The organism is Telmatospirillum sp. J64-1, assembly GCF_006980715.1.
Taxonomy (GTDB): Bacteria; Pseudomonadota; Alphaproteobacteria; order Rhodospirillales; family Magnetospirillaceae; genus Oleiliquidispirillum; species Oleiliquidispirillum nitrogeniifigens.
The window spans coordinates 52,734-68,423 of sequence record NZ_SBHN01000018.1; the positions used below are offsets into that span (position 1 = coordinate 52,734).

The 15,690-nt window shown below is 65.2% G+C and carries 17 protein-coding genes and 1 other RNA gene; 7 read left to right on the plus strand and 11 right to left on the minus strand.

Features of this window, described 5'->3' with window-relative positions; all coding sequences use genetic code 11:
• Window positions 1-39: 39 nt before the first annotated feature.
• A complete protein-coding gene (locus EPD66_RS16655; protein WP_142849634.1) occupies window positions 40-1,689 on the minus strand; it encodes an ATP-binding protein in 1,650 nt (549 codons plus the stop codon).
• Between the two features lie 182 nt (window positions 1,690-1,871).
• Between EPD66_RS16655 and ssrA the strand changes: the two genes are divergently transcribed.
• The 5 genes from ssrA (at window position 1,872) to fumC (ending at window position 6,467) form a co-directional block, all read left to right on the plus strand.
• Window positions 1,872-2,208, plus strand: a transfer-messenger RNA (tmRNA) gene (gene ssrA / locus EPD66_RS16660).
• Window positions 2,209-2,337: 129 nt separating this feature from the next.
• Window positions 2,338-2,835: an SspB family protein gene (locus EPD66_RS16665; RefSeq protein ID WP_142849635.1), complete on the plus strand. Its 498-nt coding sequence runs from the start codon at window positions 2,338-2,340 to the stop codon at window positions 2,833-2,835.
• A 65-nt stretch (window positions 2,836-2,900) separates the two neighbouring features.
• Window positions 2,901-4,514, plus strand: a complete 1,614-nt coding sequence (locus EPD66_RS16670; protein WP_142849636.1) for a fumarate hydratase — start codon at window positions 2,901-2,903, stop codon at window positions 4,512-4,514.
• Window positions 4,515-4,680: 166 nt separating this feature from the next.
• Window positions 4,681-5,076 (plus strand): DUF983 domain-containing protein, encoded by a 396-nt coding sequence (locus EPD66_RS16675; RefSeq protein ID WP_142849637.1) that lies wholly within the window; start codon window positions 4,681-4,683, stop codon window positions 5,074-5,076.
• Window positions 5,073-6,467: a class II fumarate hydratase gene (gene fumC, locus EPD66_RS16680; protein ID WP_142849638.1), complete on the plus strand. Its 1,395-nt coding sequence runs from the start codon at window positions 5,073-5,075 to the stop codon at window positions 6,465-6,467. The genes EPD66_RS16675 and fumC overlap by 4 nt, the downstream gene beginning before the upstream one ends.
• A 177-nt stretch (window positions 6,468-6,644) precedes the next feature.
• Here the strand turns inward: fumC and EPD66_RS16685 are convergent, their stop codons facing one another.
• The gene (locus tag EPD66_RS16685) at window positions 6,645-7,184 is read right to left on the minus strand and encodes a helix-turn-helix transcriptional regulator (RefSeq protein ID WP_255448545.1); all 540 of its coding nucleotides are present in this window, start codon (window positions 7,182-7,184) and stop codon (window positions 6,645-6,647) included.
• A gap of 267 nt (window positions 7,185-7,451) precedes the next feature.
• On the opposite strand from EPD66_RS16685, the gene EPD66_RS16690 reads away from it, so the two are divergent.
• Entirely contained in the window at window positions 7,452-7,691 is a 240-nt protein-coding gene (locus EPD66_RS16690; protein ID WP_142849639.1) for a ribbon-helix-helix domain-containing protein, read from the plus strand.
• 57 nt (window positions 7,692-7,748) lie between these two features.
• Here EPD66_RS16690 and EPD66_RS16695 read toward each other — a convergent pair whose 3' ends face one another.
• From EPD66_RS16695 to EPD66_RS16735, 9 genes are read right to left on the minus strand one after another with little or no spacing between them, the layout of a single operon-like run.
• A complete protein-coding gene (locus EPD66_RS16695; protein WP_142849640.1) occupies window positions 7,749-8,069 on the minus strand; it encodes a DUF1244 domain-containing protein in 321 nt (106 codons plus the stop codon).
• Window positions 8,070-8,117: 48 nt separating this feature from the next.
• Complete coding sequence (gene mnhG / locus EPD66_RS16700; RefSeq protein ID WP_142849641.1) at window positions 8,118-8,522, minus strand: monovalent cation/H(+) antiporter subunit G; 405 nt, start codon at window positions 8,520-8,522, stop codon at window positions 8,118-8,120.
• On the minus strand, window positions 8,512-8,871 hold the full coding sequence (locus tag EPD66_RS16705) for a monovalent cation/H+ antiporter complex subunit F (protein WP_142849642.1): 360 nt from the start codon (window positions 8,869-8,871) through the stop codon (window positions 8,512-8,514). The genes mnhG and EPD66_RS16705 overlap by 11 nt, the downstream gene beginning before the upstream one ends.
• Window positions 8,868-9,341: a Na+/H+ antiporter subunit E gene (locus EPD66_RS16710; protein ID WP_142849643.1), complete on the minus strand. Its 474-nt coding sequence runs from the start codon at window positions 9,339-9,341 to the stop codon at window positions 8,868-8,870. The genes EPD66_RS16705 and EPD66_RS16710 overlap by 4 nt, the downstream gene beginning before the upstream one ends.
• Window positions 9,338-10,834, minus strand: a complete 1,497-nt coding sequence (locus EPD66_RS16715; RefSeq protein ID WP_142849644.1) for a Na+/H+ antiporter subunit D — start codon at window positions 10,832-10,834, stop codon at window positions 9,338-9,340. Before EPD66_RS16715 ends, EPD66_RS16710 begins: the two co-directional genes overlap by 4 nt.
• Window positions 10,831-11,202 carry a Na+/H+ antiporter subunit C gene (locus EPD66_RS16720; RefSeq protein WP_142849645.1) on the minus strand — a complete coding sequence of 124 codons (372 nt, stop codon included), beginning with the start codon at window positions 11,200-11,202 and terminating at the stop codon, window positions 10,831-10,833. The genes EPD66_RS16715 and EPD66_RS16720 overlap by 4 nt, the downstream gene beginning before the upstream one ends.
• Window position 11,203: 1 nt before the next feature.
• Window positions 11,204-11,599, minus strand: coding sequence for a Na+/H+ antiporter subunit B (locus EPD66_RS16725; RefSeq protein ID WP_142849646.1), 396 nt, complete (start codon window positions 11,597-11,599; stop codon window positions 11,204-11,206).
• Window positions 11,596-13,872 (minus strand): putative monovalent cation/H+ antiporter subunit A, encoded by a 2,277-nt coding sequence (locus tag EPD66_RS16730; RefSeq protein ID WP_142849647.1) that lies wholly within the window; start codon window positions 13,870-13,872, stop codon window positions 11,596-11,598. Before EPD66_RS16730 ends, EPD66_RS16725 begins: the two co-directional genes overlap by 4 nt.
• Before the next feature lie 16 nt (window positions 13,873-13,888).
• Window positions 13,889-14,152 carry a universal stress protein gene (locus EPD66_RS16735; RefSeq protein WP_142849648.1) on the minus strand — a complete coding sequence of 88 codons (264 nt, stop codon included), beginning with the start codon at window positions 14,150-14,152 and terminating at the stop codon, window positions 13,889-13,891.
• Between the two features lie 333 nt (window positions 14,153-14,485).
• Between EPD66_RS16735 and EPD66_RS16740 the strand changes: the two genes are divergently transcribed.
• Window positions 14,486-15,688, plus strand: a complete 1,203-nt coding sequence (locus EPD66_RS16740) for a tetratricopeptide repeat protein (protein ID WP_221931011.1) — start codon at window positions 14,486-14,488, stop codon at window positions 15,686-15,688.
• Window positions 15,689-15,690 lie beyond the last annotated feature (2 nt).

Consider the following 15,690-nt stretch of genomic DNA (forward strand, 5'->3'; position numbering starts at 1 on the left):
GGCAGTGAAGCGCCCACAGCCTGTCCGGACCATCTCTTCTCACGCATCCAGGGGGGTCAGGATTCCCGAAAGGATGTCCCGCAGCCGCTCCGGCTGCACCGGCTTGTGCAGCAGGCGCAGATTGCGGCAGGAGGCATCGGCGGAGCGCTCCGCCGAGGTATCCCCGGTCAGCAGGACCCCGGTCAGCTCCTCGCCGAGGAGATAGCGCAATTCCGAAAGCAGTTCCGCCCCGCTGACGCCGTCGTTCAACTGATGGTCCACCAGCGCCACCATGGGGCGGGCGCCCTGCCGGACCAGGGCCAGGGCCTCCTCGGCCTTGTCGGCGGTGCTGACCCGCCATCCCCAGCTTTCCAGCAGCATCGCCATCGCCTGCCGCACGGCCGGTTCGTCCTCCACCACCAGCACCTGCACCCCTTCGGGCGGCATGACGGGAGGCGGCGGCGCGACTTGTTCGAGCTCGACGGCCATGGGGATTTCCACGATGAAGCGCGACCCGCGCCCCAACTGGGACTGGACGCGCACCGTGCAGCCCAGCAACCGGCTCAGGCGCTCGACCACCGCCAGCCCGACGCCCAATCCTTCCTGCCGGTTCCGCGCCTCGTTGGCGACCTGATGGAAGTCCTCGAAGATCAGCTCCATCTGGTCTTCCGGAATGCCGATGCCGCTATCCCAGACCTCGAACACCAGATGCCGCCCCCGCCGCCTGGCGCCGAACAGGATCGCCCCCTTGATGGTATAGCGCACGGCGTTGCTCAACAGGTTGCGCAGGATGCGCTCCAGCAGGCCTGCATCCGTGCGCAGCGGCACGTCCAGGGCATAGGTACGCAATTTCAGCCCCTTGCCCGCCGCCATGGTGGAGAATTCGCCGTGCAGCCGCCCCATCAGATCGCCGGCCGAGAAGGAGGTGACCTTGGCCTCGATCAGCCCGGCTTCCAGTTTCGAGATATCGAGCAGGCTGTTGATCAGTTCGCTGAGCGCCCCCACGGATTCCTGGATCCGCCCCACCACCTCGTGACTATCCCTCCGCTCGCCCGACAGCACGCCGACGAACAGCGACAGGGCCTGCAGGGGCTGGCGCAGGTCATGGCTGGCCGCCGCCAGGAAGCGGGTCTTGGCGGCCAGAGCCACTTCCAGCTTGCTGCGCGCCTGTTCGGCCTGCTGGTTGGCGAGACGCAGGGCCTCGGTGGCGCGGTTGCGTTCGGTGACGTCGGTGATGGTGCATAGCAAGGCGCCTTCGCCGATCACGTCATCGGGCAGTTGCACCGCCTCGATGATGCCGTCGAAGGACACGCCCCCGGCACAGCGGAAGACGAATTCGGCGCGGCGGTGGCGGGAATGATGGCGCAGGGAGCCCAGGAATTCGGCCAGGGCGGGACGGTGTTCGGCATCGGCCAATAATTCCGCCGGGCGCCCCCGCAAGTCGTGGCGCGGCAGGCGGAATTGTTCTTCGGCGGCACGGTTGGCATCGGTGACGATGCCCTGGGCATCCACGGTGACGCAGGGCGGGGGCAGCAATTCGAACAGGGTCTTGTAGCGCCGCTGCGTGTGCTGGACCGTCCGGCGCACATTCCGCACCCCATCGGCCTTGCCCTGCATGTCTGCCGTCTGGTTTCCGAGTTCCGCCACCAGACCTGCGAGATCCGAAGAACCACCGTCGGGCTTGTTGCTCATGCCATCGGTTTCACCCATGCCTGCTTTCCTGCTTCCAGGGCTTTCCGCTTCGCGTCAAACGCCTGCGCCGCTTCTCGGATCGTTTTTATACGGAGAATTATTTTCTATACGATAGAACCGCCAATGTCATCGGAAGCCGCCTTCAATACCCCAGCAGTCGTGCCTCATGGCCCAAAAGGGATATTATTTTTTTGTGCTCCCCTCTGGCGAAGCGCCGGGCGGCTCGCTATATTGGTTTCGTCGGGTCGCACCCGACTATGGCGCTAAACGTCATACGGAATAAGCGTTACGGACCCGGGGGCGGTACCCGGCGCCTCCACCAAATCCACCGTTTCCGGCCTGATATACAGGCGAACGGCTCTTGGGGGCGAAACAGGATCGACGTGCGTGGTAAAGGTATGGCTTGCGCTCGGCATGGTACCACCGTCATCGGACCGAACCTAACAAGTGCCAACGACAACGTTGAACTTGCCGCTGCCGCTTAATTGCCGGTAAGCGCGGTCCGAGGGGGCGCCGGGCAACAGAAGCCCCCTCACTTCATTCTCTGTCGCCTTTTCCACCCTCTGCGGGTATGGCAACCCGCATGTGGATAGGGGTGTAGCTTTCCTTTACTCAGCCAGTGGAGTGACGTAAGGTTCGCCCTGCGGCAAACCGAACGGAACGCTTATGAGCGAAGACGATACGCTGAGATACGACAGGATGGTGGAAGATGCCCTGCGCGGCGTCGTCCGCGAGGCTTTGGAAGTGGCGGCCACCACGGGCCTGCCCGGTCAGCACCACTTCTACATTACTTTCCGCACCGATTACCCCGGCGTCCGTATTCCCGGACATCTGCGTGCGCGCCATCCCGAAGAAATGACCATCGTGCTCCAGCACCAGTTCTGGGGGCTGGAAATCAACGATCTGGGTTTCGAGGTGACGCTGAGCTTCAATCGCGTCAACGAACGCCTCGCCATTCCCTTCGCCGCCGTGACCGGCTTCGCCGATCCCTCGGCCAAGTTCGGCCTGCAATTCCAGGTCGACGGCATGCCCGAGGATTTCGACGACGAGGACGATGGGTTCGAGGGGAACGAGGACGAGTCCCAATATGCGGAATCCTCGTCGGAGGATGCGCCGGAAGAACGCGGGCAAGTCATCGCCCTTGACGCCTTCCGCAAAAAGTAGTTTGTCAGGCCCGACCTGATCGAGCAGGTGGTGCACCCACCCTTTCAGATAGGAGGGCCTGACAGATGACGCATATCGACGCCTATCACGAGCTGTTCCCGCTGGCGGCGGACGAGACACCTTACCGCAAGCTGACCTCTGACTTCGTCGGCACCGACACCATCGCCGGCCAGACGGTTCTGACCGTCGATCCCCAGGCCCTGACGCTGCTGACCAAGGCGGCCTTCCGCGACACGTCGCATCTGCTACGCCCGGGCCATCTGGCCCAGCTGCGCGCGATCCTCGACGATCCGGAAGCTTCGGACAACGACAAGTTCGTCGCGCTCGACCTGCTCAAGAACGCCAATATCGCCGCCGGCGGCGTCCTGCCCATGTGCCAGGACACCGGCACCGCCATCGTCATGGGCAAGAAGGGCCAGCGCGTCTGGACCGGCGGCGGCGACGAGGCCTATATCTCGGCGGGCGTCTCCCAGGCCTATACCGAACTCAATCTGCGCTATTCGCAGGTCGCGCCGCTGACCATGTATGAAGAGGTCAATACCGGCAACAACCTGCCGGCCCAGATCGACCTCTTCGCCACCGAAGGCGATGCCTACAAGTTCCTGTTCATGGCCAAGGGCGGCGGCTCGGCCAACAAGACCTTCCTCTATCAGCAGACCAAGGCGCTGCTGAACCCTGCTTCGCTGGTCAAGTTCCTGGACGCGCAGATCCGCACGCTGGGCACCTCGGCCTGTCCGCCCTATCACCTGGCCATCGTCATCGGCGGCCTGTCGGTCGAGCAGACGCTGAAGACCGTCAAGCTGGCCTCGGCCCGCTATCTCGACGGCCTGCCGACCTCGGGCGACAAATACGGTCGCGCCTTCCGCGACCTCGAAGCCGAGCAGATGGTGCTGGACCTGACCCGCAAGATGGGCATCGGCGCCCAGTTCGGCGGCAAGTATTTCTGCCATGACGTGCGCGTCATCCGCCTGCCCCGCCATGGCGCCTCCTGCCCCGTCGGCCTCGGCGTGTCCTGCTCCGCCGACCGCCAGATCAAGGGCAAGATCACCAAGGACGGCGTGTTCCTGGAAGCGCTGGAGACCGATCCGGCCAAGTACCTGCCCGAGATCGACGAAAGCAAATTGGGCGGCGAAGTGGTCAAGATCGACCTGAACCGCCCGATGGACGAAATCCGCCGCACCCTGTCGCAATACCCGATCAAGACCCGCGTCAGCCTGACCGGCCCGGTGATCGTCGCCCGCGACATCGCCCATGCCAAGCTGAAGGAACGCCTGGACCGGGGCGAGGGCCTGCCGGATTACTTCAAGAACCACCCGGTCTATTACGCCGGTCCGGCCAAGACCCCGGAAGGCCTCGCCTCCGGCTCCTTCGGCCCGACCACCGCAGGCCGCATGGATTCCTATGTCGAGCTGTTCCAGGCCGCCGGCGGCTCCATGGTCATGCTCGCCAAGGGCAATCGTTCCAAGGCCGTGACCGATTCCTGCAAGACCCATGGCGGCTTCTACCTCGGATCGATCGGCGGCGCCGCCGCCAAGCTGGCGCAGAACAGCATCAAGAAGGTCGAGGTCCTGGAATATCCCGAACTCGGCATGGAAGCCATCTGGCGCATCGAAGTCGAGGACTTCCCCGCCTTCATCGTCGTCGACGACAAGGGCAACGACTTCTTCACCAGCCTCTGAACCAGGCGGCGGAGATATCGCCGTCATTCCCGTGAAAGCGGGAACCCACGGCTTGTCTCGGCAAGGTAAGGCCGGTCCCGGAAACGGGGCCGGCTTTTTTCTTTCCACCACCATCCCTGGTGACAATCCCTTCGAGGCACCCCATCTGAGGAGGTGGAGGGAGAATATGTCCGAAAGATCCATCACGACCGCCATGTGGCGAGGCTTTCGCCGCTTGTGCCCCAATTGCGGCCGCGGCGCTGCCTTCAAGGGCTATCTGAAGGTAGCGCCCGTTTGCGACCATTGCGGCGAGCAACTCGGCCATTTCCGTGCCGATGACGGCCCCGCCTGGGCTACTATCTTCATTGTCGCCCATGTCATCGTTCCGGTGGCCTTGTGGATCGAGCAGGGATACAGCCCGCCGCTTCTGGCCTTCGTCATCGCCATGCTGCTGGCGACCCTGCTGATGACCCTGGCCGTGCTGCCGCTGGTCAAGGGGGCCTTCGTCGGGCTGATGTGGGCCCTGCGCCTGCGCGGGGACGAGCGTCATGACCAAATGGAGGAAAAAAGGAGGCCCGAATGAGTGACTCCTTCCGTGTGGAAAGCGATTCCCTTGGTGAAGTGAAGGTCCCCGACGACAAGCTGTGGGGCGCCCAGACCCAGCGTTCGCTGGAGAATTTCCGCATCGGCGGCGAAAGGATGCCGCCGCCCCTGATCCGCGCCCTGGGCCTGCAGAAGAAGGCCGCGGCCCTGGCCAACAAATCCCTGGGGGCGCTGGAAGCCAAGATCGCCGACGCCATCGCCAAGGCCGCCGAGGAGGTGATCGACCTCAGCCTGATCGATCATTTCCCGCTGGTAGTCTGGCAGACCGGATCGGGCACCCAGACCAACATGAATGCCAACGAGGTCATCGCCGCCCGCGCCAACGAGATGCTCGGCGCGCGGCGCGGCATGAAGAGCCCGGTCCATCCCAACGACCATGTCAATCGCGGCCAGTCCTCCAACGACACCTTCCCGACGGTCATGCATATCGCCGCCGCCGAGCAGGTGGAGCATGCGCTGAAACCGGCGGTGAGAGCCCTGCGTGATGCCCTGGCCGAGAAGGCGCGGGCCTTCGGCCATATCGTCAAGATCGGGCGCACCCATCTCCAGGACGCCACGCCGCTGACCCTGGGCCAGGAATTCTCGGGCTATGTGGCCCAGCTCGACGGGGCGCTGGAACGCACCGAGGGCATGATGCCGCGCCTTTTGCGCCTCGCCCAGGGCGGCACGGCGGTCGGCACCGGCCTGAACGCCAAGCCGGGTTTCGACAAAGCCTTCTGCGAGGAACTGTCCCGCCTGACCGGCCTCGCCTTCACCCCCGCGCCCAACAAGTTCGAGGCCCTGGCCGCCCATGACGCGCTGGTCGAGGCCTCGGGGGTGCTCAACACCCTTGCGGCCTCCCTCACCAAGATCGCCAACGACATCCGCCTGCTGGGATCGGGCCCGCGCTGCGGCCTGGGCGAATTGCGCCTGCCCGAGAACGAACCCGGCTCCTCGATCATGCCGGGCAAGGTCAACCCCACCCAGGCCGAAGCCATGACCATGGTCTGCGCCCAGGTGATGGGCAACCATGTCGCCATCACCATCGGCGGCGCCAGCGGCCATATGGAATTGAATACCTACAAGCCGCTGATCGCCTATAACCTGCTGCAATCCATCCGCCTGCTGGCCGATGCCTGCCGCAGCTTCACCGACCATGCGGTCAGCGGGCTGGAAGCCGACGAGCAGCGCATCGGCGACCTGCTGGAGCGCTCGCTGATGCTGGTCACCGCCCTCGCCCCCCAGATCGGCTACGACCGCGCCGCCGAGATCGCCAAGAAGGCCCACAAGGAAGGCCTGTCCCTGCGCGAGGCCGCCCTGGCACTCGGCTATGTCAGCGGCCAGGAATTCGATAGCTGGGTCAGGCCCGAGAGCATGATCGGGCCGAAATAAGGGAACTTCATCGGCACCATGAGGCTGCGAAGCCGGTGGCCCGCCTCACCCTTCGAGACGCCGCGCATGCGGCTCCTCAGGGTGAGGCTATTCTTCAATAACAACATCCTCATGCTGAGGAGCCGCTTTAGCGGCGTCTCGAAGCATGGGCCAGCGCTCAAGCGCTTCTTTTCTCCGTCACCTCACGGCGGCCAGCAGCGCCTCGATCGCCGGCACCGCCGAGGGAGCGATGCGGTAATAGACGTGGGAACGCGACCGGCGGGCGGTGACGAGGCCCTCGCGGCGCAGCCTTGCCAGCTGCTGGGACAGTGCCGATTGCGCGAGGTTCAGTTCCTTCGCCAGATCACCGACGATCCTTTCGCGCCCGCGCAGGGCGCAGATGATGCCCAGACGGTGCCGGTTGGCCAGGGTCTTGAACAGGCGGCTGGCGCGGACGGGATCGACTTCGCGGCGGTTGGGGCCGCAGGCGCTGGCGGCGACGACATGGCTGGCCGGAACCAATCCGGCCTCGAAGAATTCTCCCAGGGTTTCGGCCAGTTCCTCCGCGCCCAGGCACAGTCCCGCCTCGCGGACGCGCTCGAGCAGGTCGTCGGGTGGCACCGTCATGCCCTCTTCGTCGAACAGCAATTCCGCCAGGATGGCGTGACGGCGGCCGGGGCGCATACCCGCCGCGCGCATGCGATTGAAGGCTTCCAAGCCGCTGCTGCTTGCCTGCATCTCCCTGCTCCTTATTTGCACCTTGGTCGGAGATATTGCGAATCATTCGCATATTCTGTCAAGCCGCCGCATGCCCTGCCGCGTAAATTACCACTATTGATTTTCACTTGCAGTTAATGGCATTACTTTTCATGTGGTTTTCGGGCCGTGCCCAGACCGGAGCATGCCGCCATCTTCCTTCTCGCTGGACGGGAGAGAGGAAAGCCCGGATATCTATGGCGCCCGCATCGCCCGAAGCCGGGACAGCCAGTCTGCTAGGATCGCCCCATGAGCACTGAAGTGAAGAAACGATCGGTGATCATCGCCGGACATGCCACCAGCGTTTCGCTGGAAGCCGAGTTCTGGGACGAGTTGAAGGCGATCGCCGACCGGCGCGGCCTGTCTCTGAACCAATTGATCACCGAGATCGACCAGGCCCGCGCGGGCAATCTATCCAGTGCCATCCGGGTCTTCATCCTGCGCAGCCTCAAGGAAAAGGCGGGAGCCGAAACTCCCGCCTCTGGGTAGTGACGCGCTGACGACCTTGGCGCGGGGGGCGTTTACTACTTCCCCCGCCCTTCCCGGTCAGGAATTGTGGCCGCTGATATCGGCATGCAGCGGCTTGGTTTCCTCGAAGGTCTTGAGCTGGTCCTCGGTCGCCTTCTTCTGGTACTTGGCCTTCCACTCGGCATAGGGCATGCCGTAGACGGCCTGCAAGGCGTCCTCGTATTCGATCTCGACACCGCGTTCCTTGGCGGCGGCCAGATACCACTTGGACAGACAGTTCCGGCAGAAACCGGCCAGGTTCATGATGTCGATATTCTGCACGTCGCTGCGCTTCTGCAGATGCGCGACCAGGCCGCGGAAGGCGGCGGCCTCGATCTCGGTGCGGGTCTTGTCGTCCATTCCTGCGTCTCCTTCTGAGCTTCAGGCGTTCGCTTCTTCCCGCCTAGATTACGGCGCGGAGGAAGAGGAAGTCGAGCCGGCGTCGCGCGCGTTCTGCGCCTGCACCTCGGCTTCCCGGCGGCGCAGGGTCTCGCTTTCACGCAATTCGTCCATGATGTTGCGTTCCCACAGCTTCAGGTCGGTACGGTAGGCCGCACGCCCGATCATATGGGCCGCCACCGGCGCCGTCAGCAACAGGAACAGAATGGCCGCGACGGCGCGCGAGGCGACCGCCACGTCGACGAAATGAATCCCCACGGCGGCCAGCACCAGACCCGCCCCCAGCGTGCCGGCCTTGGTCGAGGCATGCATGCGGATGATCAGGTCGGGCATGCGCAGCAGGCCCAGCCCGGCGATGCAGACCAGGGCACTGCCGATCACCATCAGGATGGCGGTGATGATGTCAACGATCATCCTTGTTCTCCTGCAGCTTGTCCTGCACGTCCTTGCTGTGCAGCGGGGCCTTGGCCTGGAGGGAACGCCGCTCGGCGTAGCGGGCGAAGGCCACCGTTCCCAGGAAGCCGACCAGGGCCAGGGCGATGGCCACGTCCAGGATTGCCGGTTCGCCGGTCGCCACCGCCAGGACGGCGATGAAGCTGACCGCCAGCACGGTGATGAAGTCCAGCGCCACCACGCGGTCGGCCAGGGTCGGGCCGATCGTCAGGCGGATCAGGCCGAAAGCCAGGCCGATCAGGAGCAACAGCAGCGAGAACATCGAGGCCCAGCCGATGAGGCCGCCGCCAAAGGCTTCAACCAAGCTCATCGCAGCACCTCCAGCACCCGGCGTTCCATGCCTTCCTTGACCTGACGGCGGATGTCGTCGGGATCGTCGATGAACATGGCATGGACATAGAGAATGGACTTGTCGTCGGACAATTCCAGGCTGAGCGTGCCCGGCGTCAGCGAGATCAGGTTGGCGGTCAGCATGATTTCCAGATCGGTCTTGGCATCCAGCTTCACCGCGATAATGCCCGGGCGGCTCTTGTGCGAGGGCGTCACCACGTCCCACACCACCTGGATGCTGGACATGACCAGATCATAGAGGAAGAAGGTCGCCAGCCGTATCCCCGCCACCAGACGCCCGAAATAGGCGCTGGAACCGTAAAGCGGACGGCTCACCCACAGGGCGAAATAGCCGATGACGAAGCCGAAGATCAGGTTGCCCAGGCTGTAGCCGCCGGTAACGACGGCCCAGCCCAAGGCAAGCATCAGGTTGAGCATGAACAGGGTCATGGGCGCACTCCCAGCACGGCCTCGACATAGGCCGAGGGATCGAGAAGCTGCGCGGCCGCACGCTCGGCCACGATCCAGAACGGCTCGACCCACAGGCCGATGATCACCGTCATGACGGCCAGGACCACCACCGGACCCAGCAGCAGCCAGCCTTCACGCCGCGTCAGGCGCCGTTCCACCATGCCCTCGGGAGCGGGCTTCCAGAAGGCTTCGCCCCAGATCTTGGTCATCGAGAAGATGGTCAGCAGGCCGACCACCAGCACCACGCCGGCCGCCACCCATTCTTCCAGGCGCAACGAGCCCTCGAGGATGAACAGCTTGGCCCAGAAACCCGACAGCGGCGGGAAACCGGCCAGCGAGAAGGCGGGGATCAGGAACAGCACGCCCAGCAGCGGCGCCCGCTTGTACAGACCGCCGATCTGCGACAGGTCGGCCGATCCGGTCAGGCGCTTGGCCACGCCACCGACGAAGAACAGGTTGGCCTTCACGATGATGTGGTGAACCAGATAGAAGACCGCCCCGGCCAGCGCCGTGGTGCTCATCAGCGCCAAGCCCAGCACCATGTAGCCGATCTGGCTGATGATGTGGAAGGACAGGATGCGGCGGATCTCGTTCTGCGCGGCGGCGCCCAGAACGCCCGTGATCATGGTCAGCGCGGCCACCCACAGCAGGATTTCATGGGTGAAGCCCACATCGGTGGAGAAGACCAGGGTGAACAGGCGAATCAGGGCATAGACGCCGACCTTGGTCAGCAGCCCGGCGAAGACCGCCGAAATCGCCACCGGCGGCGTGTGATAGCTGGCCGGCAGCCAGAAGAACAGCGGGAAGACCGCCGACTTGATGCCGAAGCCGACCATGAACATCACCGCGATGGCAGCGACCAGTCCGGGATTACCCACCTCCTGGATGCGGCCGTGCAGGTCGGCCATGTTCAGCGTGCCGGTCATGCCGTAGAGCAGGCCGACCGCCGAAAGGAAGGAAATGGTCGAGACCAGGTTCAGCGCCACGTATTTGACGCCGCCCTTCAGCTGCTCGCGGTCGCCGCCCAGCACCAGCAGGCCGAAGGACGCGATCAGCATCACCTCGAACCAGACATAGAGGTTGAACAGGTCACCGGTCAGGAAGGACCCGCAGACGCCGGCCAGCAGCACCTGCAGCATGATGTGATAGCCCAGCCCCACGCGGCGGCGGTCGATGTCCACCAGCGAATAGACCACGGTGGCAAGGCCGACGATGGCGGTGATCAGCACCATGACCGCGCTCAGGGTATCGGCCACCAGGGTGATGCCGAAGGGCGCGGGCCAGTTGCTCATCTGGGAAACCAGGATGCCTTCCTGCCAGACGGCCATCATCAGCGCGATGGCGACCACCAGCAGGCCCACCGAGGCCGCGACGCCGATGGCGCCCTGGACGCGGGGAGAGCTGCGCGTCAGCCCGGCCAGCACGGCGGCGGACAGAGGCAGCAGCATGGGCAGGATAAGAAGCCAACTCACTTCATGCCCTCCTCACCACTGCCAGGCCCACCTTCGGGCATGGCTTCGGTATCCAGCGTGGCCACTTCCTGCCAGGCGCGGTAGGCCAGGACCAGGGCGAACGCCACCAGGCCGAAGCTGATGACGATGGCGGTCAGGATCAGGGCCTGCGGTAGCGGATTGGCGACCAGTCCCAGCGGCGCCTGGGCGCCGTCGGGAATGAAGGGCAGATGGCCACGGGTCAGGCGGCCGGAGGAAAAGATGGTCAGGTTGGCAGCGTTGCCGATCATCACCAGCCCCAGCATGAATCGCATCAGGCTGCGGCTGAGCATGAGCCAGACGCTGCCGGCGGTCAGAACGCCGACCAGCAGGGCGAGAAGGATTTCCATGTCAGCGGCCCTCCTCTGCGCCCAGCAGGATCGTCAGCACGCCGCCGACCACCACCAGATAGACACCGATGTCGAAGAGGATCGGCGTCCCCAGCGGATACCACCACAGCCCGGTCAGGAAGGGCAGCCCCTGGAAGGCGGGCAGGACGCCCGCCGTCAAGGCGGCGGCAAGACCGATCATGGCGATACGGCGCGGATCGATCTTCAGCGCCCGGCGCACTTCCGCGGACGAAAAGGCCATGGAATAGAGCGCCATGCCGGTCGAGGCGATCAGCCCGCCGATGAAGCCGCCGCCCGGCTCGTTATGGCCGCGCAGAAGCATGAATACGGAAAACACCAGCATCAGCCCGACCAGCAGCCGGGTCGCCGTACGCAGGATCACGGAATCGGTCATCATTCCCCTCCCACATTCTTGCGACGGCTGCGGATCAGGGCGAAGGCGGCAAGGCCAGCCATGGCCACCACGACGATTTCTCCCAAGGTATCCACGGCGCGGAAGTCCACCAGGATGACGTTGACGATGTTCTGCCCGTGACCGCCGGGATAAGCCGTGCGCTCGAAGAAGTCGGACAGATAACGGTTCATGTCACCGGCCACCACCGCCAGCACCAGGGCGGAGATCACAACCCCGGAACCGATGGAGATGACGGCGTTGACGATGCCCCGGCGACGGGTCAGGGGCGGCACGTTCTCGACCCTGGGCAGCTTCAGGAAGATGACGGTGACGATGATCACCAGCAGGGTTTCCACCATCAGCTGGGTCATGGCCACGTCGGCGGCCCCGAAGATCAGGAACAGCAGCGCCACGCCGACGCCGATCACGCCCAGCGAGCAGATGGCGGCCAGCCGCGACTTCGCGGTCACGGTGACCAGCACCGCGATCATGATCAGTACCACCAGCCCCCATTCATGCAAGGCCGGAGTCAGCACGTTCTGCGGGATGGTGAAGCCGCCCTTGAAGAGCATGGTGCCGCCCACCGCGACGCCCAGCACGCCGAAGGTCGTCAGCAGATAGACCGGCAGCGAGCCGTTCTGCAGCACCCGGGTCTGCCACCACGCCAGGGATTTCAGCCCCACCAGGGTCTTGTCGTAGCTGTTGTCGCCATTGGGCAGCACGGCGACCAGGGCATTCAGCCCGTTGCGCAGGCGCACCACGCCGAGGAACAGCACGATGCCCAGGCCGAAGGTGATCAGCGACAGGATCAGCGGCACGTTGATGCCGTGCCACAGCGACAGGCTGACCGGCACCGGGCGCGCCAGCACACCGGCGACCGCCGGCTCCAGCAGGCCGGAACCGATTCCGGCCGGCGCCAGGCCGAACAGCAGCCCCATCGTCGCCAGCAAGGCCGGACCGGCGATCATGCGCCAGGGCGCTTCATGCGGCTTGGGCTGAGGCAGGTTCCGCGACAGCGGGCCGAAGAAGGGCTTGATCGCTACCAAACCGGCCACGACCACCATCAGCGCATTGGCCGCCACGGCCGCCGCCGTCACGAACCATGGCATCACCGCCACCGCCACGGCGGCCTCATAGGCCAGTTCCTTGCCGATGAAGCCGAGGAAGGGCGGGAAACCGGCCATGGCGAAACCGGCCGCCAGGGCCGCCGCCGCCGTCCAGGGCATGGCCTTGTTCAGGCCGCCCAGGCGGTCCACCTCGCGGGTGCCGGTCTCGTGGTCGATGATGCCGACCACCAGGAACAGGGCGCATTTATACAGGGCATGGACCAGCAGGAAGGTCATCGCCGCCGTGATCGCCGCCTCGGTGTTCGAACCCAGGAACATGACCAGCGTGCCCAACGCCATCAGCGTGGTATGGGCCAGGGCCTGCTTCAGGTCGGTCTGACGCACCGCCATCATCGAGGCCCAGACCGCCGTGATCGCCCCGGCGATGGTCAGCGTCCACGACCATTCCGGCGTTCCGGCCAGGGCCGGATGCATGCGGGCCAGCAGGTAGACGCCGGCCTTCACCATGGTCGCCGAATGCAGATAGGCCGAAACCGGGGTCGGCGCGGCCATGGCATTCGGAAGCCAGAAATGGAAGGGGAACTGCGCCGACTTGGTGAAGGCACCGAGCAGGATCAGGATCAGGATGCCGAGATAGAAGGGATGTTCGCGCAGGAACTCGCCCTGGGTCAGCACCACGGACAACTGCCAGTCGCCGACCACCACGCCCATCAGCACCAGGCCGCCCAACAGCGCCAGGCCGCCCGAACCCGTGACCAGCAGCGCCTGCAAGGCATTGCGCCGCGACACCGTCGATTCGTGGTTGAAGCCGATCAGCAGGTAAGAGGTGATCGAGGTCAGTTCCCAGAACACGAACAGCGTGATCAGGTCGTCGGCCAGCACGACGCCCAGCATCGACAGCATGAAGGCGACGAGGAACATGTGGAACCGCCAGAAATTGGGGTCCCCGGCCATGTACGACCCGGAATAGAGCAGCACCAGCGTGCCCGTACCGGTGATCATCAGGGCAAAGAGCAGACTAAGCCCGTCCAGATACAAAGCCAGGCGGATGCCAAGCGACGGAATCCAGTCCACGCCCCACAGCACGGTTTGACCGGCCATGATCGTCGGCAGCTGGGTCGCAAAAACCGCTGCCAAGAGCAGCGGTATGGCGACAATCACGAAATGAAGCGGCGGAACGCCGTGCGTTCCGCCCCCGGGCGACGCCATGTAAAGCTCCCTCCGTTCAATGAATCAGGAAGACGGGTCTACGGACCGAGCGTACAACGTCCTGGGTGGTACCCCCAAAGACGCGCCGCATCAAGATATTGGATGAGCGGATACCCATTAAAATCGATTCGCCGCCGCCCTGGGGCAGGACACCGGCACGGAACCGGGAGGCCGCATCGGACAGGAAGGCATCGTGGCGCGGACCGGGACAGAGGTCATACCCCACTTTTGGGGGATGATCAGATGAACCGTCCATCCCCTCCAGGATGCGTATTCTCATGTCGCAATACCTCCACAGCCAGATTGCTGTCCGCAGTCATATGGGCACCGCCAGGATGATAGGTAAGACGGCGACAAAATCAAACGCATTCGCAAAAAATCGGTAACTAATGGAAAGCATTAGCAGCAGAGACAGCTATGGCTATCCTCATCCAGTTCGCGCCGCGCACCCGCCATGACTGTACGGAACGCCGCCGCGACACCACGAGGACCATGGGATCCGGAACTCCTCTAGGACAGACCATCCCCCTCCGCTTTCTACCGCTTTCGATAGACGGAAGCGGCCTCGCCCTGTAATACTGCCACGAGAATGATGGGCAAATCCGAGGGGAAAATGGGGCGCCTCGAACGGCGACGGACGCGCGGGCTGCGTGGCTGGCGGGCGGTGCTGCCGCTTGCCGCGGTCATGGCTTCCTTGACCGCCCTTCCCCTTTCCGCCGAAACCGGCACCGCGCCGGATTGCCTCGCCCTCGCCCCGCAGGCCGAGGCCCGCCACGCCCTGCCCTCCGGCCTGCTGAGCGCCATCGGCCTGGCCGAATCGGGCCGCCGCGAGGACGGCCGCGCCACCGCCTGGCCCTGGACCATCAACAGCGAGGGCGAAGGCCAGGCCTTCCCGACCAAGAGCGAGGCCATGGACGCGGCGCGCAAGCTGCTGCGGTCGGGCGTGACGCGGCTGGACCTGGGCTGCATGCAGATCAACATGGGCTGGCATCCCGACGCCTTCGTCACCCTGGACGAGGCCTTCGACCCGGCAACCAATCTGGACTACGCCGCCCGCCACCTGCTGCACCTGTACCAGCGCCATGGCGACTGGCCCTCGGCCATCCGCAACTATCACAGCGGCGATGCCGAACGCGGCCGGGCCTATCTGCGGCGCGTGGCCGCCCTGTGGCCGGGCGGCTATCCCTTCGCCGCCGCCGAACTGGAACTGAACAGCGCCGAGAAGGTGCAGGTCCGCGCCCTGCCCCTGCGCGAGGCCTCCGAGGCCCTGCGCCAGGGCGATTACGCCCGCGCCCTCGGCCTCTACCGCGCCATCCTGCAGGACCACCCCGACGACCGCACCGCGCGGGCGGGGCTGGCCCTGACCCTGCAGCGCCAGGGCCATGCCGGACCGGCCCTGGCGGCCTGGATGGAGCTGCTGGCGCTGGAACCGGACGGCATCGCCATCGGCCAGATTCTGCCGCTGCTCGCCGCGCTGCCGCCGGAGACGGCGGAGGCCCGCCTGGGCGAGATGCTCCGCTTCGCCCCACGCTCGCCGCAGCTTCTCGCCGCCCTGGCCGAGCGCCGGGCAGCGGCGGGCCAGGACAAGGACGCCGCCGCCCTGTGGATCCAGGCCGCGCGCCTGGCGGGCGGCGAGCCGCTGCATCACCTCAACGCCGCCATTGCCCTGGACCGCGCCGGGGAGATCCGCCCGGCCCTGGACCATTACCAGGCATTCCTGGACCTCTATCACCGCGCCCCGGTGCCGCTGGCGACCCCGCTGGCGTCCATTCGCGCCCGCGCCGCCCATCTGCGCGGCCTTGCCGCCGGACAGTAAGG